Origin of the sequence: Stenotrophomonas sp. (assembly GCF_050737575.1) — a bacterium.
Lineage (GTDB): Bacteria > Pseudomonadota > Gammaproteobacteria > Xanthomonadales > Xanthomonadaceae > Stenotrophomonas.
Genome location: NZ_JBOHXW010000006.1, coordinates 112,179 through 137,958 on the forward strand (window position 1 = coordinate 112,179; position 25,780 = coordinate 137,958).

Genomic DNA, 25,780 nt, shown 5'->3' on the forward strand with positions numbered 1-25,780 from the left:
TTGCTGCGTCACTCTTTCAAGCGCGGGAAGCCATGTTCGTCGCGGTCTTCGGCTACCGCCTGATCCTGGATCTGCTGGCGCAGGTCGCGGCGGTTGAGCGGCAGTGGTGCGTGGTTGCGACGTTGGCGCACGGCGTTGAGCAGGCATTGCCGTGCCAATGCGTCATCGCCCTGCGTGGCAAACCCTTCGCCCAGCATTTCCCAGGCGTCCGGGCCGGCGCCCTGGGCGATGGCGCGATGCAGGAATTCCTCGCTCTGCGTCCATTGGCCTTGACCGTTGGCCAGTCGTGCCAAGGTCAGCAGCAATGCCGGGCTGGACGGATGTGACTGCAGCCAGCGTTGCGCGCTGGCGCGGCGCGAGTCGAGTTTCTCCACCGGCAGTTCGCCATACAGCGTGACCAGCGCTTCGTCCCACTGGCTGTCCAGCGTCTGCTCGATGACACGCAGCGCGACATCGTTCCAGTTCAAGGCGACCGCGCGCTGTGCATAACGCGCCACCGCGTCGGGGCTGACCCGCAGGGTTTTTGGCAGCACTTCCCAACGTGCCGCCAGTACGTTCACATCGCTGGCTTCGTCCAGCATCTGCAACGCAAGGCGGGTTTCGAGCGCGGCAATCGCATTCGGTGGCAGCGCCTGTTGCTGGCGCAGTGCGCCGAGCTGACCGTAGGCTTCTTCAGCGCGTCCGGCGCGGGCCAGCGCATCGGTGCGCAGCGACACGCCGCGCGGTGGCAGCGGCTGAATGCCGGGGACGTCCAAGGCGGTGATCGCTTCCAGCGGCTTGTCCTGCTGCAGCCAGCGCTCGGCGCTGTGCAGTGCATGCAAGGTGGGTTCGGCGGTGCCAAGTTGTTGCAAATGCTGGCCGGCCGCGGCGCTGTCGTCCCGCGATTCGGCGGCGCGCATGGCCGCGACCAGCGCGATTGGGCGCGCTTCCTTCTCCGTGGCGGCGCTTTGCAGCAGCTTTTCCGCACGCAGCCATTGGCCGCCATCCAGCGCCTGCAGGCCATCAATCAGACGCGCGCGGCCTTGCTTGCGGCGGTAACGTGCCCAGGTGCGGAACGGCGCACTGACCAGCGTCCACAACAGCCACAGCAACAACGCGGCGATCAGCAGTGCGAGCACCGCTTGCGGCAGCGTGGCGATGTAATCGTGACCGCCGGCGCGGACGATCACTTCACCCAGCGAACGCACCGATTCCTGACCCAGCCATTGCGCCCCGAAGATGCCGAGGGCCGCGACCAGCAGGATGATCAACATGGAACGGAACGCCTTCATGGGCTCTCCTTTGCGGCGCGCATCGCGCGCAGTTGCTGCAGGGTGCTGCCAAGTTCGGGAATGACCGGACGAAGCGCCGTGTCGCGCATGGCGCGCAGCTGGTTGCGGTGTTGTGTGCGCTGCGGCGATTCAGGCCACAACCGCAACAACCAACCATCGGCGCGGTCCAGCGCCTGCTGCCAACCTTGCTCGTCACCACGTTCAAGGGCGGCGCGGGCCAGGCTCAATTCGATCTGCAATGCATCGTTGGCGGCCATGCGCTCGGAGCGCGCCACCAGCACGCGGCTGTCGGAGGGATGGATCTGCACCAACGGTGACAGCAGTTGCTGCCACCACGGCTGCTCCGCATCGGCGGCGTGCGCGACCTGGTCGGGCAGGGTCTCCAGCGACGTGGTCCAGGTGCTCAGTTGCTCGGCGGTGCTGGCGCGGATGCCCGGGCCGAGCGCGTCGATTGCGTTGCGTTCCTGGATCAGCGCCTGGCGCAGGTTGAGATAGTCGGCGCTGTCGGTGTTCTGCAGCACCTCGGCTGCCAATGCATACAGGCGGCGCGCGCCGTCGATGTCACCGGCATAGACCAGACGTTGTTGCGCCTGGCTGAGCAGCAGTTCGGCTTCTTCGCGGCGCACGGCCTGCGCGCCCTGGTGCGAGCTGTCGGCGAGTTTGGCCAGGTTGTCTTCCAGCAAAGCGCTGCGTTGGCCGAGGCCGAGCACTTCATCGCGCAGCACGCGGTTGGTGGCGGCGGCGTCCTGCAGGCTGCGGGCATTGTTGCGCTGGTCGCTGCGCAGGGCATCCATGCTGTCGCGCAATGCGCTCAGTTCCTGACTGGCATTGCTGCGGGCCAGCGTGTTCTGCTGTTGCCAGGTTTGCCAGGCACGCCAGCCGAACCAACCCGCCGCGCAGAGCGCGCCGAGCACGACCAGTGGCAGCACCCAGCGCAGTCGGCTGCGGTGCGTTGGAGTGGGGGAAACGTCGTTCATGGAAGCACAGCATCCTTGGCAGGCAGACGCATAACAGGGGATGTGTGACGCGGGTCTGCTGACAAAGCATCGCCCGTGCCGCGGCTTGCCTGCAAGCTGCGCGCGGTTGCCGAGTCAGCTGGGCGACGGGTGCAGCGCGGCGCTGGCAGCGTCCACCAACTGCGCCGGCAACGGCCCGGCAGCGGTACTCACCTGCTGGAAGCCCAGCGCCTGCACCAGCGCGGTAAGCCGCGCGCTGGCGGTCACCACCGGCGCCTGTTGCCAGCGCTGCAGCAGGGCAGGTGGCAGGTACGGCAATACGGTTTCCAGTGCCTCACCGCTGCTGACGGCCAACACCGTCGGTTCGGGCAGTGCCTGCAGGCGCGCAATGATGGCTGCGCTGACCGGCAGCGGGATGCGTTCGTAGACATCCACTCGCATCAGTTCAGCGCCGCGTTCAACAATCTGCGCGGCGATCATGCCGCGTCCGCCGGGCGCGGTGATCAGTGCCACACGCAGGCCCTGCAACGACTGCATGCAGGGCAATGCGAGCAGGCCTTCGCTGTCCATCCGCGTCGGTGCCTGCACATCGACGGCGCCGTGCTTGCGCAGGACGCGCGCGGTGCCTTCACCCACGGCGACAACCGTACCTGCGCGTAGGGTGTTCAGCGGCAGCATGCGCGCGGTGGCATCGGCGGCGGCGGGGCTGGTGAAGATCAAACGATCACAACGCGCCGCGTTGGCCAGTTGTTCGCGGGTAAGGGGATCATTGCGGAGCGCAAGCCGCCACGGTGACAACGCCACGGTGCGCGCGCCCACACGGGCAGCGGCACTGCGCAGGGTGTCGTGTTGCCCCTGCGGGCGTAGCGAGATCAGATGCCAAGCTGTGTCGGCTGGCACATAGGCGCGGCGGTTCATTCGATGCATTATGCGTGCGCTTTCCGTTTCAGTGCTTTCTTCCATGTCCGAACACGTCGATACCACCGCTTTGCTTGCGCAGCTGCAGGCAACCTTGTCCGCAATGCCACCGGTGGCGGCGATGGATATCCGCATTGTTGGTTACGACAACGGTGTATTGCGGATGCAGGCGCCGCTGTTGGCCAACGTCAACGACAAGGGCAATGCCTTCGGTGGCAGCTTGGCATCGGTGATGACCTTGTCCGGCTGGGCCTTGGTCAGCCTTCAGTTGGCAATGGCCGGCAAAGAGGCCGAGGTGTACGTGGCTGACAGCAGCATCCGCTACCGGGCACCGGTCTATGGCGAACTGATGGCGTCGGCCAAGGCGGCGCCGGACCAGAACTGGGACAGCTTTCTGGCGGTGTTCAACAAGCGCGGCCGTGCACGGGTGACCGTCCGTGCTGAGATCGTGGGCGGTGCGGCGGAGCTGGAAGGCCGTTTCGTTGCCATCAGCAAAGGCTAGGATGGGCGACTGCCCGGGGGGATTCCATGTACAGGTACCTGCTTCAGTTCGTCACCGCATTGATGTTGCTTGCTGCCGCAGTTGCCCATGCCGGTGACGGCCCCAGCCGCAGCCAGCGCGCCAAACTCACCCAGACGCAGGAGGCCTATGTGGCCCTCGTGCGCTGGAGCGACTTCGAGGGCGCCGAGCGCTTCATCGACCCGGAATACCTGAAGCTGCAGCCGTTCACCGACCTGCAGCGCGAGCGCTACCGGCAGGTGCAGGTGTCCGCGTACCGCGAGCGCTCCAGCAATGCCGGTGCCGACGGCAGCATCGAGCGCCGTATCGAAATGAGCGTGATCAACCGCAACACCCAGGCCGAGCGCACCGTGGTGGTGAACGAGCGCTGGCGCTGGGATCCGGAGAACAAGCGCTGGTGGCAGGCCGCCGGTTTGCCGGACCTGTGGCAGGGCCGCTGAGGCCCCCGGCCGCCTTGGCGCCGGCTGTGCGACAATCCCCGCCCGCTTAATCGACCCGTGACCTGAGTGAATTACGAAGAGTTGCTGGCCTTCGCCGGCCGAAATCCGATGCTGTCGCTGGCCCTGGTCGGCCTCACCGTGGCCATCATCGCCACCGAAATCGCGCGCCTGTTCCGCGGTTACAAATCGCTCAAGCCTGCTGAGCTGACCCACTTGATCAACAGCGGCAACGCGGTGGTGATCGATCTGTCGGCCAGCAGCGAGTTCGAGAAAGGCCACATTGTGGGCAGTCGCAACGTGCAGCCGGCCCAGCTGACCCCCGCGCACAAGCTGTTGGTCTCGGCCAAACAGTCGCCGGTGGTGCTGGTGTGCCGCACTGGCAATGCCTCGGCGACCGCCGCCAAAGTGCTGAAGAAGGCCGGTTTCGAGCAGGTATCCGTGCTCGACGGTGGCATCCCGGCATGGCAGGCGGCTGATCTGCCGCTGGTCAAGGGCCGCGGTTGAGCAGTTAATTTGCGTTAAGGCCTTGTGCACGGCGGGCGCCGCCCCCATCGCTGGTCTTGTACTAATCCCATTAATTGAACAAACAGTTCTGGAGTCTTGAGAAATGTCCGAAGAGAACACCAACGGCGTCGTCCCGGCTGACGAAACCGCCAACGGCCCGGCTTTCACCATCGAGAAGATCTACGTCAAGGACGTCTCTTTCGAATCCCCGAACTCGCCGAACATCTTCAACGAGAACGTGCAGCCGGACCTGCAGCTGAACCTGAACCAGAAGGTGCAGCGCCTGTCCGACACCGCTTTTGAAGTGGTGCTGGGCGTGACCCTGACCTGCAAGGCCGGCGACAAGAATGCCTACGTTGCCGAAGTGCAGCAGGCGGGCGTGTTCGGCCTGATCGGCCTGGAGCCGCAGGCCATCGACGTGCTGCTCGGCACCCAGTGCCCGAACATCCTGTTCCCGTACGTGCGTTCGATGATCAGCGACCTGATCCAGGCCGGCGGCTTCCCGCCGTTCTACCTGCAGCCGATCAACTTTGAAGGCCTGTACGCCGAGACCCTGCGTCAGCGTCAGAGCCAGGGTGAAGGCACCTCGCTGGCCGATTCCGAGCCGGCTGGCAACGCCTGATCGGCGTTTGCACATCGCATGAGTACACCTGACGCGAACAAAATCGCCGTCCTCGGCGCGGGCTCCTGGGGCACCGCGCTGGCCACCTTGTTGGCCCGGCACGGTCACCCGACCGTGTTGTGGGGGCGTGATGCAGCCATGGTCGAGGCGATCGATCAGCGTCACGAGAATCCCCGGTATCTGCCGGGGATTCCCTTGCCTGAATCCCTGCGCGCCAGCACCGACCTTGCCGCCACCGTTGCCGGTGCCAGCTGGATATTGGTGGTGGTGCCTTCGCATGCCTTTGCCGAAACCGTCCGCGTGCTGGCGCCGTTGTTGCCGGCCGGCGCCGGTGTGGCCTGGGCGACCAAGGGCTTTGAGCCCGGCTCGGGCCGCTTCCTGCATGAAGTGGCGCGCGAAGTGCTGGGCCCGGACGTGCCGTTGGCCGTGGTCACTGGCCCGTCCTTCGCCAAGGAAGTCACGCTGGGCCTGCCCACCGCGATCACCGTTCACGGTGACGACGAAGCATTTGCCCAGGAAGTGGCCGATGCCATGCACGGCCCGGCGTTCCGCGCTTACACAGGCGACGACATGGTCGGTGCCGAGTTGGGCGGGGCGATGAAGAACGTGCTGGCTGTCGCCACCGGCGTGGCCGATGGCATGCAGTTGGGCCTGAATGCCCGTGCCGGCCTGATTACCCGTGGTCTGAACGAAATGCTGCGTCTGGCCGCCGCCATTGGTGGCAAGCCGGAAACCCTGATGGGCCTGGCGGGATTGGGCGACTTGGTGCTGACCAGCACCGGCGACCTGTCACGCAACCGCCGTCTGGGTTTGGCCTTGGGCCGCGGGCAGAGCCTGACCGATGCGGTGAAGGAGATTGGCCAAGTGGTGGAATCGGTGCAGACCGCCGATGAAGTCATGCGCCAAGCCAACCGTCACGGCATCGACCTGCCGATTTCCAAGGCGGTGCAGTCGGTCTTGCACGGCGAACTCAGCCCGTCCGAAGGCCTGCAGCAGCTGCTGGCCCGTGAGCAGAAGCCGGAGTATCCGGACACGCTGTTCAAGTAAGGATTGACGACGTTTCAAGAAAAAGCCCGGCGATGCCGGGCTTTTTTGTGGGTTTGTTTGGCGAAAAGCGGAAAGCTACCTCCCAGCCCTCCCCTTGGCCTACGGCCAAAGGGAGAGGGTGAAAGCGGCGGCGCTGCGAACTGCCAGACCTGCGCGAACCGCCCCCGGCCTTGCGCCGAAGGCGGAGGGGAGGGCTGGGGGTAACGCTTCCAGCCAATAAATCCCAGGCAATAAAGAAGCCCGGTCTGGGGGAGACCGGGCTTCCGGGGCGCGTGGGAGAGAGATCACGCGCCTTTGCTGCTCTGTACTGCTAACCGCTTACCAGGTGAAGCGCGGACCGACGAACCACTCACGGTCGCCAGCCTTGGCCAGCTTCACTTCGCCGGTCAGGCCCCAGTTCGCGTTGAACTTGCCGGTGGCACCGACGCGGCCGTAGAACTCGCCGTCCGGGTTGTAGCCGTTCTTCTTGCTGTAGTCCTCGTAACCGGCCAGGACGTAGGCTTCAAAGTTCGGGGTGAAGGCGGTGCGGGCACCCACTTCGGCGCTGTAACCGTTGAACTTCGGGCCGTGCTGCAGATCGAACTTCTGGTACGCGGCGCGGGCCAGCAGGTCGGTGTTGGGGGCCACGGTGTAGTTGTAGCCCACGCCCAGACGCCACTGGTCGACGTCAACGTTGCCCTTGTCGGTTTCCTGGGCGTTGTATTCACCGAAGATGCTGAAGTTCGGGTGCACAGCAACCGAGCCCTTCACTGCCCAACCATCCGCATCGCCACCCTTGGCGTCGGTGTTGACGTAACCACCTTCCACATAGTTGTAAGACAAGCCATCGGCAGCCGAGGCAGCGAACGGCAGAGCGGCCAGCAGGCCCAGAGCGATCAGGGAAGTCTTCATATTCGGGATTACCTTTTTTATTGGTTTGGTCGACGCTGCGTGGAAACGTTTGCAGCTGACAGGTGTGAATTATCCGTTAGCCAACGGAATCAACCCTGAATATCAAACTGACCAGTACATAAATTAAGCATGCCCACGGGGAACTTATTTAGCAGTGGATATGCCAGCGCAACTGAGGATCCAGCATCAAGGCAGCCATGGTTGTGGCAGGCCGGCACCGCGCCGCGCTCCACCTGCCGTTGAGTTGCGAGCAAAGGCCAGACGTTGGGGGCGGACAGACTCCATCACCACCATGGGCGATGGAGGCGACCCGCCAAGCGGCCATGCGCTCCAGATCGGAAGCAGAGGCCTTGAAGGTATCCGCAGGCGCTTCCGTGAGGTCGGAGAGCACCGCCACCAGATGTAGACGCAAGCCGATATCGATGCCGACTACCCGGCCGTGAATGGACGGCAGGAAACGACGCTCCGAACGGACCTCCTACGTCTGCTAGTCGAGGTGCGGCAGCTGTAAACCAGAGCCAGGCCGCATTTCAAAGGAAATAAGCCTTGTCCTACAGAAAAGACCCGCGAGCTAGAGCGTTCTCCCGACAATCTTCGCGCTGCAAATGGACTGGGTAGTGGTCAATCTACCTGCGTCCAAGCACTCAGGCTGCTTTCGAAGTCCGCATGGTCCGGTTTGCTGGGGCACGCATATCTGTCCGCTTGGCAGGACGAAAACCCATCAATGCGGATAGCCGAATGAGTCGCTCACACAGACGAATCCCCCAGCGATCGACCAATCGCCCAACAGGCATTGTCGAGGCAACGTACGCACAAGAGCTTGCCCTCTACCAACGGAATCAGCTGAGCCAGGCGCTGGAGCTTTGCCACAGCAAGCTACTGAAACTATCGCCGGAGCATCCGGGCGGCGTGGTCTGCGCGGGCGTAATTTGCTATCTCAACAAGCCAGATCGGCAAGCGGGAGCGATGGAATGCTATCGCCAGGCGATCAAGGCGGATCGAACGTATGCCAACGCTTACAACAATCTCGGCCATGCACTCGACGCAGTCGATGGAGACAAGACCGCAGCGGCGGAAAATTTTCGTTCGGCCATTGCCTGCGATCCAAGCTACCTCCAGCCATGTCTGAATCTCGCAGGCATTCTTGAAAAAACGGGAGAGGAAGCGGAAGCCCTTGGCTGCTTGCAGAAGGCACTGGAACTTCAACCGGGCAATGTCGAAATCGTTGGGCATCCGCTCTTGCGACAGCTCCGCTGGTGTCGTCGATTGCCCATGCGCAGGATGGACGTTTGCGTATCGGCTATCTGTCAGCTGATTTCCGTAACCATCCGGTCGCGCATCTGATCACTCAGGTCATTGCTGCCCATGACCGCAAGCAGTTTGAAGCGCATCTCTATGCTTATGGCCCGGAAATCGACGATGAAGAACGACGCAGACTGATTGAAGCCGCCGATCACTTCACCGGCATCAGCCGAATGGACGACGTGGAGGCCGCGCAGCGGATCCGCGATGACCAGATCGATATCCTGATTGATCTCACCGGTTACACAGCGCATGCCCGTCTTGGCATTTGCGCGCTGCGACCAACACCCGTCATAGCCTCTTGGATTGGCTACATTGGCACCTTGGGGGGAGGCGCGGCTGGCCGACTACATCACGCCAAACGCCAAACGCCAAACGCCAAACGCCAATCACTCGCCGATCACCGTGCCCGTATTGCGCTTACCGATATTGCGCTGGACACCTTCCCCTACAACTCAGGCGCAACCGCGAGTGATGTATTGCGCGCAGGTGTTCCTCTGGTTACCTGCATGGGCGAAACCTTCGTCAGTCGCATGGCGGGTAGTTTGTTACACACATTGGGGATGGATGAACTCTGCACCTCGTCTCGACCTGACTACGTGTCCCTAGTCATCGAACTGGCCAGGAATGCCTCGAAGCGGGAAGCAATCCGCCGCAAGCTTGGTGAGCAACTGAGCACTTCGGTTCTCTACCAGCCCGACAAATTTGCTTCGCAGCTCGAGCAGTTGCTGCGTGCCATGCACGAACAGGCAAAGGGCGGACGGAGATCGATCTGACGCGTCGTGGCGCCGTCGCGGAATAATGCCTGCAACAAAGTGCGTCCCAGTGGCTGGTAGCACTGGGGCGCAAGACGTTTCTTCATGCGCTGACGCCGATATCGCTCACTGTTAGCAAGAGCGAAGGCGCTTTAGGGAGAACGGAGCTGGTCTGGTCGAGTGCAGGCCGATGCGGAAGTTTGATGCGCTCAACCCAACAATCCCACCTGTTCGCCGGCCGGGCCGCGCAGGCTGCGTCGCCTGCCGACAGCGGTGACCTTATTCCATGCATGCCTGTGAATCGAACGTTTTCCCGGGTACGTAATGCTTACCCGGGCTACGGAAAATTACAGGTTGCCGAGGATGGTTTGGGACGTTTCTATAGCGGCTGTGACGTGCCGGATGTAGTGCTTACCGGTCACCGCCTTTCACCTTGAATTTCCACCGTGTTGGGCACTATTGGAAGCTCGGTCGCCGGCTGTTGTGGGGCTGCCTCGTACGAACCACCAACCGTGTTGCATAAATCAATCAGGAGCACGCTGCCCATGAATCTTCCGTCGCAATTTGATCTCACTGGCAAGGTGGCCATCGTCACCGGTGGCGGCAATGGTATCGGTCGCGCCAGTGCGTTGATGCTGGCTGCTTACGGTGCAGCGGTGGTGATTGCGGACTTGAAGCTGGCCGATGCGCAGCGGGTGGCCGAGGAGATCACCGCACACGGCGGCCGTGCATTGGGGCTGGAGTGCAATGTGCTCAAGGATGAAGCGCTGGTGCAGTTGGTGGAGCGTACTGCTGCCGAATTGGGCGGTATCCACATTCTGGTCAACAACGCCGGTGGCGGTGGTGGCGGGCGCGAAAGTCCGTTCCAGATCACGCTGGAGCAGTTCGAGTGGCCGTTCAAGATCAACGTGTTCAGCGCATGGCGTTTGTCGCAGTTATGCGCGCCGCATATGGCCAAGGCGGGTTACGGCTCGATCATCAACATGTCGTCGATGAGTTCCATCAACAAGAGCCCGGCAATCAGCGCCTATGCCGCATCCAAGGCGGCGATCAATCACATGACCGCCAATCTGGCGCATGACTACGGCCCGGACAACATCCGCATCAATGCCGTCGGCCCGGGGGCGGTGCGCACTGCGGCGCTGGCGTCGGTGCTGACGCCGGAAATTGAAGAACGGATGTTGTCGCACACACCGATCAAGCGGCTGGGCGAGGCCGATGATATCGCCGGCGCAGTGCTGTATTTCGCCGCGCCGATTTCCAGCTGGGTCAGCGGGCAGACCTTGTTCGTCAACGGTGGCGGTGTGCAGACGCTGGATTGACGCCGGCTTACTCGGGCAGCGTGGACAGGTATTCGATCACCGCCTGACGCCGTGCCGGGTCGGCGGTGGCATTGATCATCTTGCTGCCGGGCACTTGCTTGGTCGGCGATTTGAGAAAGGCATCGAGGGTCTGTGCATCCCAGGTGATGCCACTGGCTTTCATCGCCGCGGAGTAGTGATAGCCGGGCGCAGTGCCCGCCTTGCGGCCGATCACACCGTGCAGGTTCGGGCCGACGCGGTGGCCAAGATCGGCGCGGGTGTCATGGCAACCGGCGCAGATGGCGAAGGCGCGTTCCAGTTCGCGCTGGTGCGGATCGGCACTGGCCGAGTGGTTGAAGGCATCACGCTGACCGCAGGCGCTGAGTACGAGGCTGGCAAGAGCGATCAGTGGCAGGCGGAGCATTGCTTTCTCATTGCGACGGCGGGCGCGGGTGTGTGGCTCCGGCAATGATGGCCGGTGTCGGGATTGGAAAGCAAAAGGTTGAGTCAGAAAGGGACCTGCGGAAGTCATCCCCTCTCCCGCTTGCGGGGTGAGAGGGGTAGCTTACGAACCATTGGTTCGTTGCCCATCGAACGCACTTGCGCCAGCGCAGGGCGCGGGCAGGGGGAGGCCGCATTCAAGAGCACGCATACAACGCTTTTGCTTGGTCATCAAATCCCAGGCAACACGCGCATCCATGGCGGATTGCGGTGTCCAGGTTCACCGCTGTCTTGTCCGTCATGCGGAACAAGACAGCGGGAAAACTCACATCGCCGGGTAATTCGGTCCGCCGCCACCTTGTGGGGTCACCCACACGATGTTCTGGGTCGGGTCCTTGATGTCGCAGGTCTTGCAGTGCACGCAGTTCTGCGCGTTGATCTGCAGACGCGTGTCGCTGCCTTCGCCGACGAATTCGTACACGCCCGCCGGGCAGTAACGCGCTTCCGGGCCGCCGTAGGTAGCCAGGTTCACGCTCACCGGGATGCTCGCGTCCTTCAGCGTCAGATGGCTGGGCTGGTCTTCTTCATGGTTGGTCGAAGACAGGAACACCGAGCTCAAACGGTCGAAGGTCAGCACGTTGTCCGGCTTGGGGTAGACGATCTTCGGCTGCGTGGCGGCCGGCTGCAGGCACTCGTGGTCGGCCTGGGTGCGGTGCAGCGTCCACGGCGCGGTGCGGAAGCCCAGCATCGGCAGCACCAGCTGTTCGATACCGGTCATCAACGTGGCCACGGTGCGGCCCTTCTTGAACCACTGTTTGAAATTCTTGGCCTGCATCAGCTCGGCCTTCAGCCAGCTGTTCTCGAACGCCTGCGGATACGCGCTCAGTTCATCGCGCGAACGGCCGGCCACCAGCGCATCGAACGCGGCGTCGGCGGCGAGCATGCCGGTCTTGATCGCGGCGTGGCTGCCCTTGATGCGGCTGACGTTGAGGTAGCCGGCTTCGCAGCCGACCAGCGCGCCGCCCGGGAACACCGTCTTGGGCAGCGACAGAATGCCGCCAGCGGTGATCGCGCGTGCGCCGTAGGCGATGCGCTTGCCGCCTTCCAGGTGCTTGCGGATGGCCGGATGCGTCTTGAAGCGCTGGAATTCCTCGAACGGGCTCAGCCACGGATTCTTGTAGTCCAGCCCGACCACATAACCGATCGACACCTTGCCGCCGTCTGCGTGATACAGGAACGCGCCGCCGTAGGTGTCGTTGTCCAGCGGCCAGCCAGCGGCGTGCACCACCAGGCCCGGCTCATGCTTGGCCGGGTCGATCTGCCACAGCTCCTTGATGCCGATGCCGTAGGCCTGCGGATCCTTGCCGGCGTCGAGCTGGAACTTGCTGATCAGCTGGCGGCCGAGATGGCCGCGCGAGCCTTCGGCGAACACGGTGTACTTGGCATGCAGTTCCATGCCGCGCTCGTAGTTCGGGCCGGGCGTGCCGTCCTTGTGGATGCCCATGTCGCCAGTGGCCACGCCCATCACCGCGCCGGTGTCGTCATACAGCACTTCGGCCGCAGCGAAGCCCGGGAAGATGGACACTTCCAGCGCCTCGGCCTGCTGTGCGAGCCAGCGGCTCACTTCACCCAGCGAGACGATGTAGCTGCCTTCGTTGTGGAAGCACTTGGGCAGCAGCGCGTTGGGCGTAGTCTTGGCGCCGGTCTCGTTGAGGAACAGGAATTCGTCGCGGGTGACGGCCTGCTTCAGCGGCGCACCACGCTCGGCCCAATCCGGGAACAGCTCGGTGAGCGCGCGCGGGTCCATCACCGCACCGGAGAGGATGTGCGCGCCCGGCTCGGAGCCTTTTTCCAACACGCAGACCGACAGGTCCTGTCCCTTCTCCACGGCCAGCTGGCGCAGACGGATGGCGGTGGCCAGACCGGCGGGGCCGGCACCAACGATGACGACGTCAAACTCCATCGCTTCGCGCGGCGGCAGTGCGGAGGTGGCTTCAGTGTTCATGCAAGGGCTCTTGGGTAAAGGCCGGCGCGTTGGCGACGACGGTTGCCTGGAACCGCCGCCTCAACGTGAGGCGGCGATGATCTCCGAAGGTGCAGCGTTCCAGATCAGCCCAGCGCGGTCGGCCAAGTGGGCGAACACGCGTTCCAGGTGCTTGATGCGGTGCGGCTGGCCCATCACCCACGGGTGGATGTTGAGCGCGAGCAGGCGTCCCTGTCCGGTGTGCTGCGCTTCCTCAAGCAGGAAATCGCAGGCATCGACCATCTGGTCCGCATACTCGGCCTCGGCGTGCAGATTTTCGCCGACCACGAAGCGATCTTCCAATTCCAGTGACAGCGGCAGTGCGGTGAGCGGGCCATTGGCGGTCTGGAACGGGTAGGGCAACTCGTCGTTGACCCAGTCGCCAAACCACTGCAAACCGGCCTGCTGCAACAGTTCCGGGGTGTTGTGCGACTGCGACCGGGCCGGCGACAACCAGCCCGTGATCGGGCCATCGGCATACGGGGCCAATGCCTGCAAAGTGCGCTGGATGTAGTCCGCTTCGCGCGCTTCGGCCAGGCCGCCGTGGTGAATGCGTCATTGGTGGAGTGGACCTTGTTCCTGCATGACATCGATGTCTGCTGGGCACCAGTGAAACCCCTCACCGAAGCCTTCAATGACCTGCCCGCGCCCGCGAAATGGTCTGGACCGACGACAAGGGCGGCACCCACCTCCGGCATTCCAACCAAGTTCGCTGTGGCTCCTGCTGTTGCTCCTGCTCAAGCCCCTCGCCCGCTTGCGGGAGAGAGGTTGGGGAGAGGACAGCCGTTGCCGTGTTGCTCCTGCGCCTGCTTAAGCCCCTCTCCCCACGCGGGAGAGGGGTTGGGGAGAGGGGGGAAGCTTCTGCTTCTACTCCCGCTCCAACATCAACGCCCCAAGCCCCTCAATGCACCACCCCACCTACCGGAATGGGCGCCACACCAGACCAGCTCAATCAACGGGCATCGCGTGCGACGGGCCTTTCAATTCAATCGCGTTGCCATCCGGGTCGGCGAAGTAAAGCGACAACCCGTCACCTTCCGCGCCGAAGTTGATCGCGGCCACTGTTGGCGTGATGCCAAATGCACGCAGATGCGCTGCGATGGCTGCCTCATCGAAGGGCTCAACGCGCAGACAAAGGTGATCGGCATTCCGGCCTTCCGCTGCAGCGGCCGCACCACCGCGCGCGCCCAATGGGCCGCCCACGCTGATCAGGTCGATCATGGAAGCTCCGGCGCGCAGATGCACCAAGCCAAGAGGGTCACGCCTTCGTACGATCTCGCATCCAAGCACGGCGTGATAGAAATCAATGCTGGTTTCCAGGTCGCGCACGCGGAACACGATATGGTCGATACGCTGCACGGCAAAGGGCTGCGTCATCTCCGTTTCCCTGTAGGTTGGTGGTGTCTTTTCAGCCGGTGATCATGGATTCGGCACGCGTGCCGCGGATGCGCCGGCACGCCTCAATCGTCAGACTTCCGACGAAAGATGCCTTGCTTTCAGGCAACGCCACTGTTCAAGAATGGCGTGCCGTTTGTTGAGATCATGCTCGTTCTTGAGCGCGGAGTATGTGGAGATAAAGCCATCGCGCAGGGCCGTGAACGGCGGCATGTCCATCGCCTCGCTGATCCAATGCCGCTCCGCTTCAGTGGGTTCATCCAGAAATTCGGCGATGGCCTGGAGATAGTCTTCCTGGTGCCAGTTGCTCGGAAGCCAGACATCGCCGACATCGATCGTTCGGCCGGTCAGGTGCGGCAGGAGAAATGGGTTGCTCAACTGGGTTGCCAGCAGCCGGTCGCTGGCCTTGTTGAGCTCTTCGCATCGGTAGGCGGCCAGTGCGCTGTACAAGTGGAAAACAGGCTCGCCGGTGTCATCGGGAAATTCGTCATGGAACGCATCGAACGCGTCGGCCGACTTCTGCAGCTCACCGGCCATCAGGAAGTAGACGCCGATGCGATAGCGCTTTCCGCTGCCGTCGTCGATGTAGCCAAAGGTGGATTTCTCTCTCTTGAGTGCACGCGCAGCACGTGTAGCGCGATCCCGGAGTTTGCGCTTATCAATGGGCATCACTACGTCTTCATCTCAGGACCAGATTGGGATGTCAGTGGCGGTAGGGAGCGAATCAATTCATGCCATGCATCGGCTTGCGTGTTTGGTCCGTAATCGCAGAATCACGCATCCACTGGCGGCTCCCACAACTCCACCTTGTTGCCTTCCGGGTCAAGCACCCAGCCGAACTTCCCTTGCTCCGAGGTCTCGGTCTTGTCGAGCACATTGCAGCCTTCGCTGCGTAGCGCCGCAAGCAGTGCATCAAGGTCATCCACCCGGAAGTTGATCATGAAAGGTGCCGTACTCGGCTGCATGTAATCGGTGTCCTGCGCGAACGGACTCCAGATGGTCATCCCGGCTGGGCTGTCAGTACCGCCCCACTGGAACACCGCGCCGCCCCAGTCGGAAACCTCCAGCCCAAGATGATCCCGATACCACGCCCCCAGCGTTTTTGGATCAGCCGATTTGAAGAAAATTCCACCGATGCCGGTTACACGTTTCATTGAAGTTCTCCAAGCGTCGCGGTGAGTTGTACTCGCATTTCATACGCCGGTCCACGCCGCGCCAAGCAGTCGTTGGATCAACGCCTTGTTCACGCGACGGGCAGCAAGAAAGCCAAGAATCAATCCCGGAACTGCCGTCAGTAACGGGAGCCAGAGACTGCCAAACAGATACGGAACTCCAAACCAGATGCCGATGCTGACAACCAGAAACGTCAGCACGCCCGCAGTGGTCGTACACAAGCCAAACCACAACGCTCGCAACCAGCCCAGCGTGCGCCCGTGTTGCCGTGATCTGCTGCGTAACGTCTGCGCCTCAAACGGGGACATCAACGCGATGATCGACGCGCCGATGACCATGAGTGCTTCCAGTGTGGTGCTGTCCATGAATGATGTTGCACCCGGAAAAAGGGAGTAACCCGTTCAGTGCGTGCGAGTGCCAGACGTATGTGGCGCCCTTGCCGGCATTGCGCATGAAGACCTGTGCCACGCGCCGATCCTACAGGTGCTTGACCAGAAGCTTTGTCAATGAAAGTTGAATCTCGCGCGCCGTAACAAACGCATCCCAGATCGTGTCCTGCGCCAGGATGGAATAGCGGCCGTCCTTGATATGGGGCCGAAGTGCTTCATGGTCTGAGTCCGTTAGTTGCTTGTCGTCATGAAGTCGCAGCCAGTCTTTGTCGTAGAACGCTTCGAGTCGCTTGATATCGTGGTTGAGCGTGTCGACCGTCTCCAGCATTGGCGCAAGCGCTTCAGTCTGATCCAAGACTTTGTCACACAAGGCCTGCATCTCTATCAACAGCTGAAGATCATTTTTTTGAAGCGCCATGCGGCCTCCGTGCAAACGAAAGTTGGAATCATGCCGAACATTGAGGCGGCTTCGGCTTGCGCCAACGGTCAGGTGTCGCTTTTGCGACGCTGGCCGAACAGTGGATTGAAGGAAAGTAGCAGTGAAAGCGCCATGGCGATATCCAATAGCCGCTGCAGCAACCCCCGCCAAGGCGACACGTCCGGTTGAACCATCAGTACGAACATCACAGGGAAGGCGATGCCTGTCAGCAGCAGGAAGGTGCGCCGCCAGGGAAATGGTTTGAAATTGGGCGCAAAAGACATCAAGAAAATACTGGCCCCCATACCGACGTACGCGAGAATGGCGAACAGATTGTGCAGCAGTTGGCTGGTGGAGCCTTCAAAGGGGCAGCCAGCGTCGCACGGGGCGAGCGCACCGAGGAGAAATGACGCAGGAAGCGACCACAAGAGCCAGAACCCCAGTCGGCTGCCGCCAGAAACATGCGCAAGTGGCCGGGCACAGATCAGGAATGCTGAAAGAAGAACGGCAGTGGCAAGAAAGCCACCGTAGGTGAGTGTCCCAGCCCAGGCAGTGCCGGTTGCGTTGTACTCACTCACGAAATTGGAAAGCTGCGAGTAGCCAGGCTTCAACGCGCTCCCGACAAAATAGAAGGCGACCACATACAAGATGGACGCGATGAGCAACGTGCGAGTCAGCGTGATTCTATCCATGGGCTGTGACAACTTCTCCGTAGGGTTCAACGCATGAACCAGGCCGTGCCGTGATGCCGGTTCGGTCTGATTGAGTGGTCAGGTGCCATATCGTGAAACCTCAACTAGCCAGTAGGCAAGGCTGGCAATCACCATCAGAGCAAAGGCAATAGCGGTGGTCGCCGCAAAGAATCCCGCAGAGATAGCCAGTGCGCGGCCGCAGGAAAGATTGCTGAGGCCGCCATGCCGGAGTTCCGGAAAAACAATCCAACCGACGGGTATCAACCAGCAAGCCAACAGAAAGAACGTCATGCCGAGCGCGGGTATCTCATGACTAATGAGAACAATGCCTGCAGCTGGAACAAGGACGCTGCAGATGAGACAGGTAGGCCAGAATCGCAGAATGGGGCGGCGAACTGTCCGAGCAGGAACATGGGTTTTGGGTGCGGCGTAAATTGGCTCGTCAATTTCGCTCATGGCAGCTGACGCTTGAAAGAGTTGTTAGGCAGTGAGTGGCCAGAACGGTTTGGTACTGCAACCGTGCTCCCCAGCACTGCCGCCTTTGCCGAGCTTGCCACAGACTGCGGGATTGGGCGCGCCCGTTGAACCGTGATGCGAAGTATTTGCCGAAGCCGTGACCAGGCGATACCGGAAGCCTACCGAAGCGACAACCACCTAGAAGCTTTGCTCCACCACGGCCAAACGCCGGAACTAAGCCGAGCAGCGAAGTGGCTTCGCCTTGAATGAATTGTTAGGTGCTTAGCCCATTGCTAGCGAGCAGACGGGCCAGCACGTAATGACCGAAGTTTGCCAGCTCTTCCTCTGGGAGTGCAGCCAAGTCCTCAAGGGTGCCAGGTGAATAGTCCTTGAAGGTAACCAAGCTTTCGTATGCCCAAGCGCCCGGTTCTTGGCCCTTACGAGCGTCATCGAGCATCACTCTCAATGAGCCATCCGGGAGTAGCGCCAAGCTGCACAAGACAGCCATATTCTTTGTTGGGAACGTATGAGAACTATCCATTGCACCTAACGCCTGAGTTAAGCCGCATTGCGGAAGCAACGTCGGCTTGAATGAACTGATAGGCAGGGCATGTTGCGCATGCCTGCGGCCAAAACAATTACTTAACCGCGTCTTCCTTACTTTGATGTACTAGCGATCTCAGTTGTGAGCCTTGCGGCTGCTTGTGAGGCGGGATGGCTGGTATGCGCATACACGCACCCACCACTGAATGGAACTTGACATGCTGAAGTCTGCCGCAACTATTTCGCTGTTCGCTGCTTTAGGGGTAACCGCTTCAGCTATCGCTGGTGCTCAGAATTCACCTCAATCGGAGCCAAGGACCCTGGATACGGTGGTTGTAACTGGCACGCTGCCCGGGCCGGGTCTTTGGAAAGTAACTGATGGCGATAGGGCCTTGTGGTTGCTAGGCACAGTTAGTCCGCTCCCGAAAGACATGATATGGGACACAGCTGAAGTCGCGGAAATCATTTCCCAAGCCGATGAAATTATCGCGCCTGCTGGGGCCGAAGCTGACATTGGTGCTGCAGATGTATTCAAAATGGCGCTGTTGGCCCGCTCCGCAATCGCCGCCACGAAGATTGCCAACGGAGGTGAGCTGAAGGACGTGCTGCCCGAGCCTGTCTATGCGCGGTGGGCCGCGATGAAGACGAAGTACATGGATGACAACCATAAGGCTGAGCGCTCACGCCCGATGTTTGCCTCGCAGGATTTGTACTTCAGTGCGATTTCCGCAGCGGGCATGACTCAGGAAAGCATTGTTTGGAACAGGGTTGTTGAAATTGCCGAAGCCAACGATATCTCAATTACCCAAACTCGGATCCAGTACCCTTTGGACATTGATAGGAAAGCCTATAGGGCAGGAATAGCTGCCTTGACAGAGTCGCGAATCAACGATCAGGAATGCTTTACTAGAACAGTTGACACACTTGAGGCCGACTTGGATGTAATGAAACGTGGCGCGAATGCTTGGGCCACCGGCGACTTGGGCATGCTGCGTCAGTTGAAGTACAACGAAATACAACCTGCATGCAGGCGCACCTATGATGCGGTTATGGGCTTCCAAAAGAAGCCGGGGTTGGCTGAGCAGGCTTCCCTGGTCTGGCTCGTCGCTGTGGAGCGTGCGCTACAGCGGAATGCGGTTACATTCGCAGTGTTGCCGATTAGCGAAATGGTTGGTGCGGACGGCTTGCTTGGGCGATTGAAGGCTCTCGGCTACGTGGTGGTTGAGCCGGACGAGGCTTAACGCCTGAGTTAAGAGATGCCGCCGCGAAGCGGCTCCGGCTTGAATGAATTGTTAGGACTCAGACCCAACGGCGCACTGCCCTTTTGTACGCAGCGTACTCCGCTGGGAATCGGATCGACAGATGGCGTTCCTCTGGCAAGATCTGGAAGACCGTTACGTAGCCGACGAAAAAGGCAACCATCACAACGCCAAGAGGTTGTCCTTGGCAGATCGCCCAGCCCAACAGGGCCAAGGCATAACCTAGATACATTGGATTGCGGGAATAACGATACAGTCCCGGCGTGACCAAGACTGAGGACCGCTCCGGATGCAGAGGATTGACGCTCGTACCGACATGCCGGAATAGAGCCTTGGGCCAGGCGTTGAGCGAAAGGCCCAGCATGACGAGAGGTAGGCCAAGCGCGATGTGCACAAGCGAATAGGTTGACCCTGGGGATGCCCAAACGATTGCGGCCAGCGCCAGCAGCAGGACTGGTGGTAGAACCCTCGTCTCCAAAATCGAGAACATGTCTACTGTGAGCCCTAACTCTGGAATTAAGCCGAGCCGCGAAGCGGGTTCGGCTTGAATGAATTGTTAGGTATCATTGCTTGGAAGCACTGAGTGCACACAGATACTTCCTGGCCATTGCCCTAGATGACCACGCATCTTGGTCGTGTAGACACCACGTAATGTAACTCGACGCTCGCTACTTACATTACGGTTAGTACTAATTAATGTCCAAATCCCATCAGAGGAATTAGTCGAGAAAGGCTCTTGCCGAGTTGGATAAATAGCTGAGTGCTCAAACAAGCTAATGTGATAGCCAGAAATCTCGATAGCTTTGCCGTCGAAGGGCGCAGGGTTTGCGATAAGCTCGGGAATAGCTACGGGTGCGTATGTCCCGGACGCACCTGGGCAGTTGAACATGGACAGAAAGTCCGATGTCTCAGCGTCGACATGCACCCTGTCAGGATTGCAGCCGACGAGTAGAGCCGCACAGGCAGTAATCGCAATCGCTCTCATAAGGCCTAACTCTGGAATTAAGCCGCGCCGCGAAGCGGCGTCGGCTTGAATGAATTGTTAGGCGGCAACTGGAAGTCCGTCCAATCGCTCGCCGTCGTAGTCAAAAATAGTGCCGTGGATGAATAGCAAGCCATTCAATCGGGACACCAAATCGCGCAGAAACCGCTCAATGACACCGTCTTGGTCAAAATCTGGCGTAATGACGCAGCCGCCAACGAGTTGGACGTGATAGATGCGGGAGAGTGCATAGAGCATCTTGTCTCTGTCAGTGATGGTTTGCTGGGCGAACCCGGTGAGTCCTTCAAGGTGGCGCTGAATCTGCTCTCCGGGCATGAAGTTGATCGTTACCCTCCCGGGAGGGAGATGAAACACCACGCCAGTAGCGGTCTCACCATCCGATAAGCTCTCGTAAGAAGAAACATTTGTGAGACTGTTAAATACTTTAGATCCGATCATTCCTGGGTCGGCAATGTATATTGCTGCGTTTCCTGCCATTTCTACCAATCTCCGATAATGTTTCTTTGCCGCCTAACGCCAGAATTAAGCCGCGCCGCGAAGCGGCGTCGGCTTGAATGAATTGTTAGGCAACATTTTGCGCGACCCATCGGTTGAACTGGTCTTTTGAGCCCGCGTCGCCCATGTCGTCAGGGTGCTTCACGATCTCCAAGCCGATTTGCGGAATGACGCCCGGAAAAGTTGCTTGAACCCATTGTCTATACTCTATGTTTGGATGAACTACAAACGATCCATCCAAAGGTGGAGGGGCAGCGAAGTCGCTGCCCCAGCATATTTCGTCGTATCCAATGGCAAGCAGCCGAACAAAATCGACGGGGTCGTCCGCAAGAATGCAGGTCATCACAGAGCCAGACCCAGAACCAAGGTGGACGAACTTTTGATCGCCGTTCGGGGCAAGCCAGAGTGCTGCCATTGAACCTTCAGCTCCGGTCTTGGCAAAAACGCAAAGCCGGTCCAAGACCTCAGGACGCTCATGGCCAAACCAGTACTTGAGATTGGCGTTGCCCTCGGCAAAGAACTCGATGTTGGTTCCCCCTTTCCGCTCCGTTTCCGTCCAGCTGTCACGAAGCTCAGCTTCCGGGAACAAGAAGCCTATGCGTTCACCGGTTGGACGGTCGATATAAAGGCCGTTCCCCTCAATCCAGTTGAACAGCGCTTGAAGCGGGTGTGGTAGATGCATGCCTGGTAACAATTTGCCATTGACCTGCTCTTCTAGTTTGCTCACGAGAAACTTTCCTTGTTGCCTAACTCTGGAATTAAGCCGCGCCGCGAAGCGGCGTCGGCTTGAATGAATTGTTAGGCAGCGGCTTAGTAGCCATCTGCCTGCAAACGAAGGACCATCTCTCCGGGCTCCTTGTCCGGTAAAACATCGAGACTTACCAATGCGCCACGATCTTGTGAGCCGAATGTAGCTGAGAAAGTTCCGCTATGGATGTCCAAGTCTTGGCCTATTCCTGGAGCAAAGGCTAGGCAGTTCAAAATGCGCTTGGCGTTGAAACCTGCGAACTCCGTGGAACTGTGCTCCATCAGGTAGGCACATAGCTTTTCGCCCGGCTCATAGTTGTGGTGTTCACAGGTTTTTGAGCCCATCACGATGTGGTCCCCTTCTACCCTGGCGCCCCAGAAAGTGCGCAACGTGAGGCTGCGTGTTTCATCCGGCTTCACCGAGGTCAAGAAGCTCCCAAGCTCAGAGCAAAGTTCGTCCGCTTGTTCGTGAGCGTAGGCGGCGACGCTAGAAGTGGCTAGAAGTAGGGCGAGTGTCAGATTGGGGATGATCTTCATCTGTTGCCTAACGCCCGAATTAAGCCGCGCCGCGAAGCGACTTCGGCTTGAATGAATAGTTAGGCCGCAAATCTGCGAAGTGGCCTTGGCATCACTACGTGTGCCTCTGGATACGGTCCTGATACGCCTAGTAGAAACATGGCTAGTGAGAACGCTCTGTGGAGTGCTGGCTGGAGAATTGCTCGATAAAACGACGAAGCCAGCGGCTGCACGAACGTGAAAATCTGTGAGCCTAATAAGAGAATAAAGAGATCTAATCCAAGGGCATCAACGAGCGGTAGCAATAACCGCAACTCTGGATGAGAGGCTAAGACAGTTATCGCAAGGATCGTAGCGACAACTACTAAACACCGATACCAACGCTCTTTACGCCACTCGAACATCTGCATTTTTCAGCCTCATGGTTGAATTCAGCGGCCGTGGTAGACAGGCCGCTGGAATGATGGGTTAGCCGGTATAGCGCACGCCAGAGCTTGCCTGAAATCCCCTCGGGTCAAAGGTTGACCAGGCTACGCCCCAACTGAACGTGCTCCCGTGATCGGCAATTGTGGTGCGTAGCTGTGCGCTGAGTTCCTTTCTGACGAACGCAATCTCGTCATCGATGGCGCCCTTAGTTGGCCAACCACTTTCAATTTCAGTGTTGGGAAGCATGACACTGAAGTGAAGCTGGGTCATTGATCCATGGAAAAAGCACAGAGCAAATCCACACGGATGACCGCCGAACGTGACCCCATGAAATGACAGCCACTCGTACCCGTTGCCATGATTCAGAGTTGAGCGATAGAAAGAAACCAGTGCCGACGGCACTGCTTCACGCGACAGGCCGCCGCGCAACCGAATGGGTATGCCGGAGATAGAGGCAGAGCCATCGGATGGATCGAAGGTAAGCGACGGATTCATGAGTGCCGGCTAACGCCTGAATTAAGCCGAACCGCGAAGCGGTTTCGGCTTGAATGAATTGTTAGGCGCGAATTGCCTGCGGAACTCGAAAACGATCACGCCGTAGACGAGAAGGAAGGCAAGCCGGCCCTCAATAAAGCTAGCGTCCCGTATGATCTCCATTGGACTTGCAAATGGCAGCGAGCCAAAGAACGGAAGCAGCCAAAGGGCAAGAAAGCTGATGGGCCCAGACCAGCGAAGGCGCCAGAGCTGAACAGCAGAAGCGATGCATGCGAGGCCAGCTAGCAATGCGACAGGCATGATCCACGCCGGTATCTCGTCGATTCCAACGAAGCCTTCAGTGGCTAGCCAGTAGGCCATAGCACCAGCAACAACCAGCCCCAGGATGGTCTGGACGAGCGAGAGTGCTGCAATGGGAAATGGGGGTGCTTTCATTGCGCCTAACTCTGGAATTAAGCCGACCCGCGCAGCGGGTTCGGCTTGAATGAATTGTTAGGCGGCTGTGGCCACTTACCGACCCCTGGACCAATGCCGCCTTGCTTATGCAGCCAAACGCAAGTCGATCATGCCACAGCTTGCGGGATGGAGCTTGCTCAACAAACCTAGCCGAGCGTCGCCGCCGAAGTGCGATGGAATGATTGCGGCAGGGCAATGAAGCGTAATGCGAAGCGGTGAATTTGACGGTGCCACGAATAGTTGGAGCTGCTAGCTGGAACCGACCAGTGACTGCCGATGCTGCTGTGGGAAAAATACCGGCCAGCCAACCCAGCCCATCGCGGCCTTGCACAAGGGTTAATCCGCGCCGAAGGGCTAGTTAGGCGACTCATCGGCGCGGCGGACTGTGAACACGACGCAATCCCCGCTGCCAAGATATTTTTTAGTCAACGCGATTCGAGCAGAATTGTAGTCGCTGAAGTCTCTATTGCCTGGTGACCAACAGGAGCCGTATGTGTAGAGACCTCGTTCGGAGCGCCAGACATCAAAGCCAAGAAGCAGCACGGCATTTGATTCAAGTAAATCGATGAAGTAGTTTGCGTCATCGAAGCTCAGTCCATGGCTAGAAACGAGCTCAGCCAGTATTTCGTCATGGATGGTCCGCCCGTGGTGATCAAGAAATGCGCTTACTACCTCTAGAACATCAGTGGATTTTTCAGTCATGACAGCCTAACGCCAGAATTAAGCCGACGCTGCGAAGCAGCGATCGGCTTGAATGAATTGTTAGGCAACGTTGGCCAGGGATGTGTAACCGTTGACCAAACCGCCCGCTTGTACAACCCAACGCAGGCCGATCTTGCCACAGCCCGCAGGATCGTGGTTTGCCCCGTAAACCGTGAAGCGCGGTGCTGCCGAAGCCAAGCGAAGTGAGCACGACGCGGCAATGAAACATAAGGCGAAGTGGCGAACCACCCGACGGCAGAAGCGCTTGTAACCGCTCCCCGGAGCCGATTGCCAAAGGGCCAGTGCTGCACCTGAAGACAGAACCACCAACCCACTTTTACCAACGCGGCCTAACGTCAGAATTAAGCCGACGCTGCGAAGCAGCGGTCGGCTTGAATGAATTGTTAGGCAGCGTTGGCCAGAGATGTGTAGCCGCCGACCAAACCACCCCCTTGTACAACCCAACGCAGACCGATCTTGCCACAGCCCGCAAGATCCGTGGCTTGCCCCGTAAACCGTGAAGCGCGGTGCCGCCGAAGCCAAACGAAGTGAGTGCGACGTGGCAATGAAACAAAAGGCAAAGCGGCGAACCAACCGACAGCAGAAGCGCTTGTAACCGCTCCCCGGAGCCGACCGCCAAAGGGCCAATGCTGCACCCGAAGACAGAACCACCAACGCACTTTTACCAACGCGGCCTAACGTCTGAGTTAAGCCGACCCGCGAAGCGGGTTCGGCTTGAATGAATTGTTAGAGAGCACCGAGTGCCGTAGCGATGCGTGCTGCGGAATTTCTTGATGCCTCGACATTAACGGCCCGTCCGTACTTGGACGCCAAGCCACTTAGCACATCCTCCACTGATGCGGAGGAAGCTTCGTTCTTAAGGCGCTCGATGATGGTAGTTGCCTCATAGCCGTAGATCTGATCATCGAAGCGATCTCCACCATACTTGGCCATGAGCCCGTGGGGGTCGTGCTCTTGAAGCAGAGCCCGAACCGCTAAGAAGGTCTCACGATACTTGGACGTCGCTGACATTGCCGTGCTCTCTAACGCCTGAATTAAGCCGACCCGCGAAGCGGGTTCGGCTTGAATGAATTGTTAGCTGCGTCCATGCATAGCCTCTTCTGCGATCTTCTGAGCTTCTTGAGCGCTCAGGCCATGATGATAGTGGACGGCTAGTGGATGGTCGCTCGGTTGCAACTCAAGATATGGTCTTGCGCTGCCATTTCTGGGCCGCACATTTGTCTTTAGGTTGATTGTGTCAGGGTAGTACGGAAGGCGATTGCTGAACCAGCCGAAGTAGCTGTCGGATTCATCATGCTCGCCCCAGGTTGACGTGTACTTGTCAAAGCTCTCTTTGCTAAGCGAAACCCAGACACCCCAAAGGAACGGCTCTTCAGTCCCGTGAATGGGAAGCTCCAAAACAACCCGAGCAAAGTAGTCGGTGCCCTCCGGGTGATCGATCTTGCAAAGGTCGTCGTTGATCTGCGCGATTGATTGCTTGTCGTGCTCTGACAAGTGGTCAAAGGGCATTGGAGTCTTATACCCGAAGCTGGGCGAGCCCTCATGAAGCTCCCCACAGCATGAGCAGGTGAATAAAAAGATCGCGGCCATGTCTGTTTGCAGC

General features: G+C 59.7%; 31 protein-coding genes. 9 read left to right on the forward strand and 22 right to left on the reverse strand.

Annotated elements, in window-relative coordinates; all coding sequences use genetic code 11:
• Positions 1 to 8 precede the first annotated feature (8 nt).
• The 3 genes from ACREP4_RS12765 to ACREP4_RS12775 all read right to left on the reverse strand — a co-directional run bounded on the left by ACREP4_RS12765 (position 9) and on the right by ACREP4_RS12775 (position 3,154).
• The gene (locus ACREP4_RS12765; protein ID WP_431596568.1) at positions 9 to 1,271 is read right to left on the reverse strand and encodes a heme biosynthesis protein HemY; all 1,263 of its coding nucleotides are present in this window, start codon (positions 1,269 to 1,271) and stop codon (positions 9 to 11) included.
• A complete protein-coding gene (locus ACREP4_RS12770) occupies positions 1,268 to 2,248 on the reverse strand; it encodes a uroporphyrinogen-III C-methyltransferase (RefSeq protein WP_431596569.1) in 981 nt (326 codons plus the stop codon). The genes ACREP4_RS12765 and ACREP4_RS12770 overlap by 4 nt, the downstream gene beginning before the upstream one ends.
• Before the next feature lie 114 nt (positions 2,249 to 2,362).
• On the reverse strand, positions 2,363 to 3,154 hold the full coding sequence (locus tag ACREP4_RS12775; RefSeq protein WP_431596570.1) for a uroporphyrinogen-III synthase: 792 nt from the start codon (positions 3,152 to 3,154) through the stop codon (positions 2,363 to 2,365).
• A 34-nt stretch (positions 3,155 to 3,188) separates the two neighbouring features.
• Here ACREP4_RS12775 and ACREP4_RS12780 point away from each other — a divergent pair, with 34 nt between their 5' ends.
• The 5 genes from ACREP4_RS12780 (at position 3,189) to ACREP4_RS12800 (ending at position 6,278) form a co-directional block, all read left to right on the forward strand.
• A complete protein-coding gene (locus ACREP4_RS12780) occupies positions 3,189 to 3,647 on the forward strand; it encodes a YiiD C-terminal domain-containing protein (protein WP_431596571.1) in 459 nt (152 codons plus the stop codon).
• Between the two features lie 26 nt (positions 3,648 to 3,673).
• Positions 3,674 to 4,105 carry a hypothetical protein gene (locus tag ACREP4_RS12785; protein WP_431596572.1) on the forward strand — a complete coding sequence of 144 codons (432 nt, stop codon included), beginning with the start codon at positions 3,674 to 3,676 and terminating at the stop codon, positions 4,103 to 4,105.
• Positions 4,106 to 4,171: 66 nt separating this feature from the next.
• Positions 4,172 to 4,609, forward strand: coding sequence for a rhodanese-like domain-containing protein (locus ACREP4_RS12790; protein ID WP_431596573.1), 438 nt, complete (start codon positions 4,172 to 4,174; stop codon positions 4,607 to 4,609).
• A gap of 103 nt (positions 4,610 to 4,712) precedes the next feature.
• Positions 4,713 to 5,231 carry a protein-export chaperone SecB gene (secB, locus tag ACREP4_RS12795; protein WP_431596574.1) on the forward strand — a complete coding sequence of 173 codons (519 nt, stop codon included), beginning with the start codon at positions 4,713 to 4,715 and terminating at the stop codon, positions 5,229 to 5,231.
• A gap of 18 nt (positions 5,232 to 5,249) precedes the next feature.
• Complete coding sequence (locus ACREP4_RS12800) at positions 5,250 to 6,278, forward strand: NAD(P)H-dependent glycerol-3-phosphate dehydrogenase (RefSeq protein WP_431596575.1); 1,029 nt, start codon at positions 5,250 to 5,252, stop codon at positions 6,276 to 6,278.
• 318 nt (positions 6,279 to 6,596) lie between these two features.
• Here ACREP4_RS12800 and ACREP4_RS12805 read toward each other — a convergent pair whose 3' ends face one another.
• Positions 6,597 to 7,169, reverse strand: coding sequence for an Ax21 family protein (locus tag ACREP4_RS12805; RefSeq protein WP_431596576.1), 573 nt, complete (start codon positions 7,167 to 7,169; stop codon positions 6,597 to 6,599).
• A 738-nt stretch (positions 7,170 to 7,907) separates the two neighbouring features.
• On the opposite strand from ACREP4_RS12805, the gene ACREP4_RS12810 reads away from it, so the two are divergent.
• The 3 genes from ACREP4_RS12810 to ACREP4_RS12820 all read left to right on the forward strand — a co-directional run bounded on the left by ACREP4_RS12810 (position 7,908) and on the right by ACREP4_RS12820 (position 10,548).
• The gene (locus tag ACREP4_RS12810) at positions 7,908 to 8,513 is read left to right on the forward strand and encodes a tetratricopeptide repeat protein (protein ID WP_431596577.1); all 606 of its coding nucleotides are present in this window, start codon (positions 7,908 to 7,910) and stop codon (positions 8,511 to 8,513) included.
• Positions 8,459 to 9,247, forward strand: a complete 789-nt coding sequence (locus tag ACREP4_RS12815; protein ID WP_431596578.1) for a hypothetical protein — start codon at positions 8,459 to 8,461, stop codon at positions 9,245 to 9,247. The genes ACREP4_RS12810 and ACREP4_RS12815 overlap by 55 nt, the downstream gene beginning before the upstream one ends.
• Positions 9,248 to 9,771: 524 nt before the next feature.
• Positions 9,772 to 10,548: a glucose 1-dehydrogenase gene (locus ACREP4_RS12820; RefSeq protein WP_431596579.1), complete on the forward strand. Its 777-nt coding sequence runs from the start codon at positions 9,772 to 9,774 to the stop codon at positions 10,546 to 10,548.
• A 7-nt stretch (positions 10,549 to 10,555) separates the two neighbouring features.
• Here the strand turns inward: ACREP4_RS12820 and ACREP4_RS12825 are convergent, their stop codons facing one another.
• The 10 genes from ACREP4_RS12825 to ACREP4_RS12870 all read right to left on the reverse strand — a co-directional run bounded on the left by ACREP4_RS12825 (position 10,556) and on the right by ACREP4_RS12870 (position 17,514).
• Positions 10,556 to 10,951 (reverse strand): c-type cytochrome, encoded by a 396-nt coding sequence (locus ACREP4_RS12825; RefSeq protein ID WP_431596580.1) that lies wholly within the window; start codon positions 10,949 to 10,951, stop codon positions 10,556 to 10,558.
• A gap of 342 nt (positions 10,952 to 11,293) precedes the next feature.
• On the reverse strand, positions 11,294 to 12,973 hold the full coding sequence (locus ACREP4_RS12830; protein WP_431596581.1) for an electron transfer flavoprotein-ubiquinone oxidoreductase: 1,680 nt from the start codon (positions 12,971 to 12,973) through the stop codon (positions 11,294 to 11,296).
• 60 nt (positions 12,974 to 13,033) lie between these two features.
• Positions 13,034 to 13,489, reverse strand: coding sequence for a hypothetical protein (locus ACREP4_RS12835; protein WP_431596582.1), 456 nt, complete (start codon positions 13,487 to 13,489; stop codon positions 13,034 to 13,036).
• Positions 13,490 to 13,939: 450 nt separating this feature from the next.
• Positions 13,940 to 14,368, reverse strand: a complete 429-nt coding sequence (locus ACREP4_RS12840) for a VOC family protein (RefSeq protein WP_431596583.1) — start codon at positions 14,366 to 14,368, stop codon at positions 13,940 to 13,942.
• Between the two features lie 90 nt (positions 14,369 to 14,458).
• Entirely contained in the window at positions 14,459 to 15,055 is a 597-nt protein-coding gene (locus tag ACREP4_RS12845; protein ID WP_431596584.1) for a hypothetical protein, read from the reverse strand.
• Positions 15,056 to 15,159: 104 nt separating this feature from the next.
• Entirely contained in the window at positions 15,160 to 15,540 is a 381-nt protein-coding gene (locus tag ACREP4_RS12850; protein ID WP_431596585.1) for a VOC family protein, read from the reverse strand.
• Positions 15,541 to 15,579: 39 nt separating this feature from the next.
• On the reverse strand, positions 15,580 to 15,924 hold the full coding sequence (locus ACREP4_RS12855; protein WP_431596586.1) for a hypothetical protein: 345 nt from the start codon (positions 15,922 to 15,924) through the stop codon (positions 15,580 to 15,582).
• Positions 15,925 to 16,036: 112 nt separating this feature from the next.
• A complete protein-coding gene (locus ACREP4_RS12860; RefSeq protein ID WP_431596587.1) occupies positions 16,037 to 16,366 on the reverse strand; it encodes a DUF4298 domain-containing protein in 330 nt (109 codons plus the stop codon).
• 68 nt (positions 16,367 to 16,434) lie between these two features.
• Positions 16,435 to 17,058: a DUF998 domain-containing protein gene (locus tag ACREP4_RS12865; protein ID WP_431596588.1), complete on the reverse strand. Its 624-nt coding sequence runs from the start codon at positions 17,056 to 17,058 to the stop codon at positions 16,435 to 16,437.
• Positions 17,059 to 17,136: 78 nt separating this feature from the next.
• Positions 17,137 to 17,514 (reverse strand): hypothetical protein, encoded by a 378-nt coding sequence (locus ACREP4_RS12870; protein WP_431596589.1) that lies wholly within the window; start codon positions 17,512 to 17,514, stop codon positions 17,137 to 17,139.
• Positions 17,515 to 18,275: 761 nt separating this feature from the next.
• Here ACREP4_RS12870 and ACREP4_RS12875 point away from each other — a divergent pair.
• Entirely contained in the window at positions 18,276 to 19,298 is a 1,023-nt protein-coding gene (locus ACREP4_RS12875) for a TraB/GumN family protein (RefSeq protein WP_431596590.1), read from the forward strand.
• Positions 19,299 to 19,356: 58 nt separating this feature from the next.
• Here the strand turns inward: ACREP4_RS12875 and ACREP4_RS12880 are convergent, their stop codons facing one another.
• The 8 genes from ACREP4_RS12880 to ACREP4_RS12915 form a co-directional block, all read right to left on the reverse strand.
• Complete coding sequence (locus tag ACREP4_RS12880; RefSeq protein ID WP_431596591.1) at positions 19,357 to 19,806, reverse strand: methyltransferase family protein; 450 nt, start codon at positions 19,804 to 19,806, stop codon at positions 19,357 to 19,359.
• 552 nt (positions 19,807 to 20,358) lie between these two features.
• Positions 20,359 to 20,796, reverse strand: coding sequence for a hypothetical protein (locus ACREP4_RS12885; RefSeq protein ID WP_431596592.1), 438 nt, complete (start codon positions 20,794 to 20,796; stop codon positions 20,359 to 20,361).
• Positions 20,797 to 20,881: 85 nt separating this feature from the next.
• The gene (locus ACREP4_RS12890) at positions 20,882 to 21,541 is read right to left on the reverse strand and encodes a hypothetical protein (RefSeq protein ID WP_431596593.1); all 660 of its coding nucleotides are present in this window, start codon (positions 21,539 to 21,541) and stop codon (positions 20,882 to 20,884) included.
• An 83-nt stretch (positions 21,542 to 21,624) separates the two neighbouring features.
• Positions 21,625 to 22,098: a hypothetical protein gene (locus ACREP4_RS12895; protein WP_431596594.1), complete on the reverse strand. Its 474-nt coding sequence runs from the start codon at positions 22,096 to 22,098 to the stop codon at positions 21,625 to 21,627.
• A gap of 447 nt (positions 22,099 to 22,545) precedes the next feature.
• Positions 22,546 to 22,998: a hypothetical protein gene (locus ACREP4_RS12900; RefSeq protein ID WP_431596595.1), complete on the reverse strand. Its 453-nt coding sequence runs from the start codon at positions 22,996 to 22,998 to the stop codon at positions 22,546 to 22,548.
• A 21-nt stretch (positions 22,999 to 23,019) separates the two neighbouring features.
• Complete coding sequence (locus tag ACREP4_RS12905; protein WP_431596596.1) at positions 23,020 to 23,433, reverse strand: hypothetical protein; 414 nt, start codon at positions 23,431 to 23,433, stop codon at positions 23,020 to 23,022.
• Positions 23,434 to 23,808: 375 nt separating this feature from the next.
• Positions 23,809 to 24,156, reverse strand: a complete 348-nt coding sequence (locus ACREP4_RS12910) for a hypothetical protein (protein WP_431596597.1) — start codon at positions 24,154 to 24,156, stop codon at positions 23,809 to 23,811.
• A 1,095-nt stretch (positions 24,157 to 25,251) separates the two neighbouring features.
• On the reverse strand, positions 25,252 to 25,767 hold the full coding sequence (locus ACREP4_RS12915) for a DUF2199 domain-containing protein (RefSeq protein WP_431596598.1): 516 nt from the start codon (positions 25,765 to 25,767) through the stop codon (positions 25,252 to 25,254).
• Positions 25,768 to 25,780 lie beyond the last annotated feature (13 nt).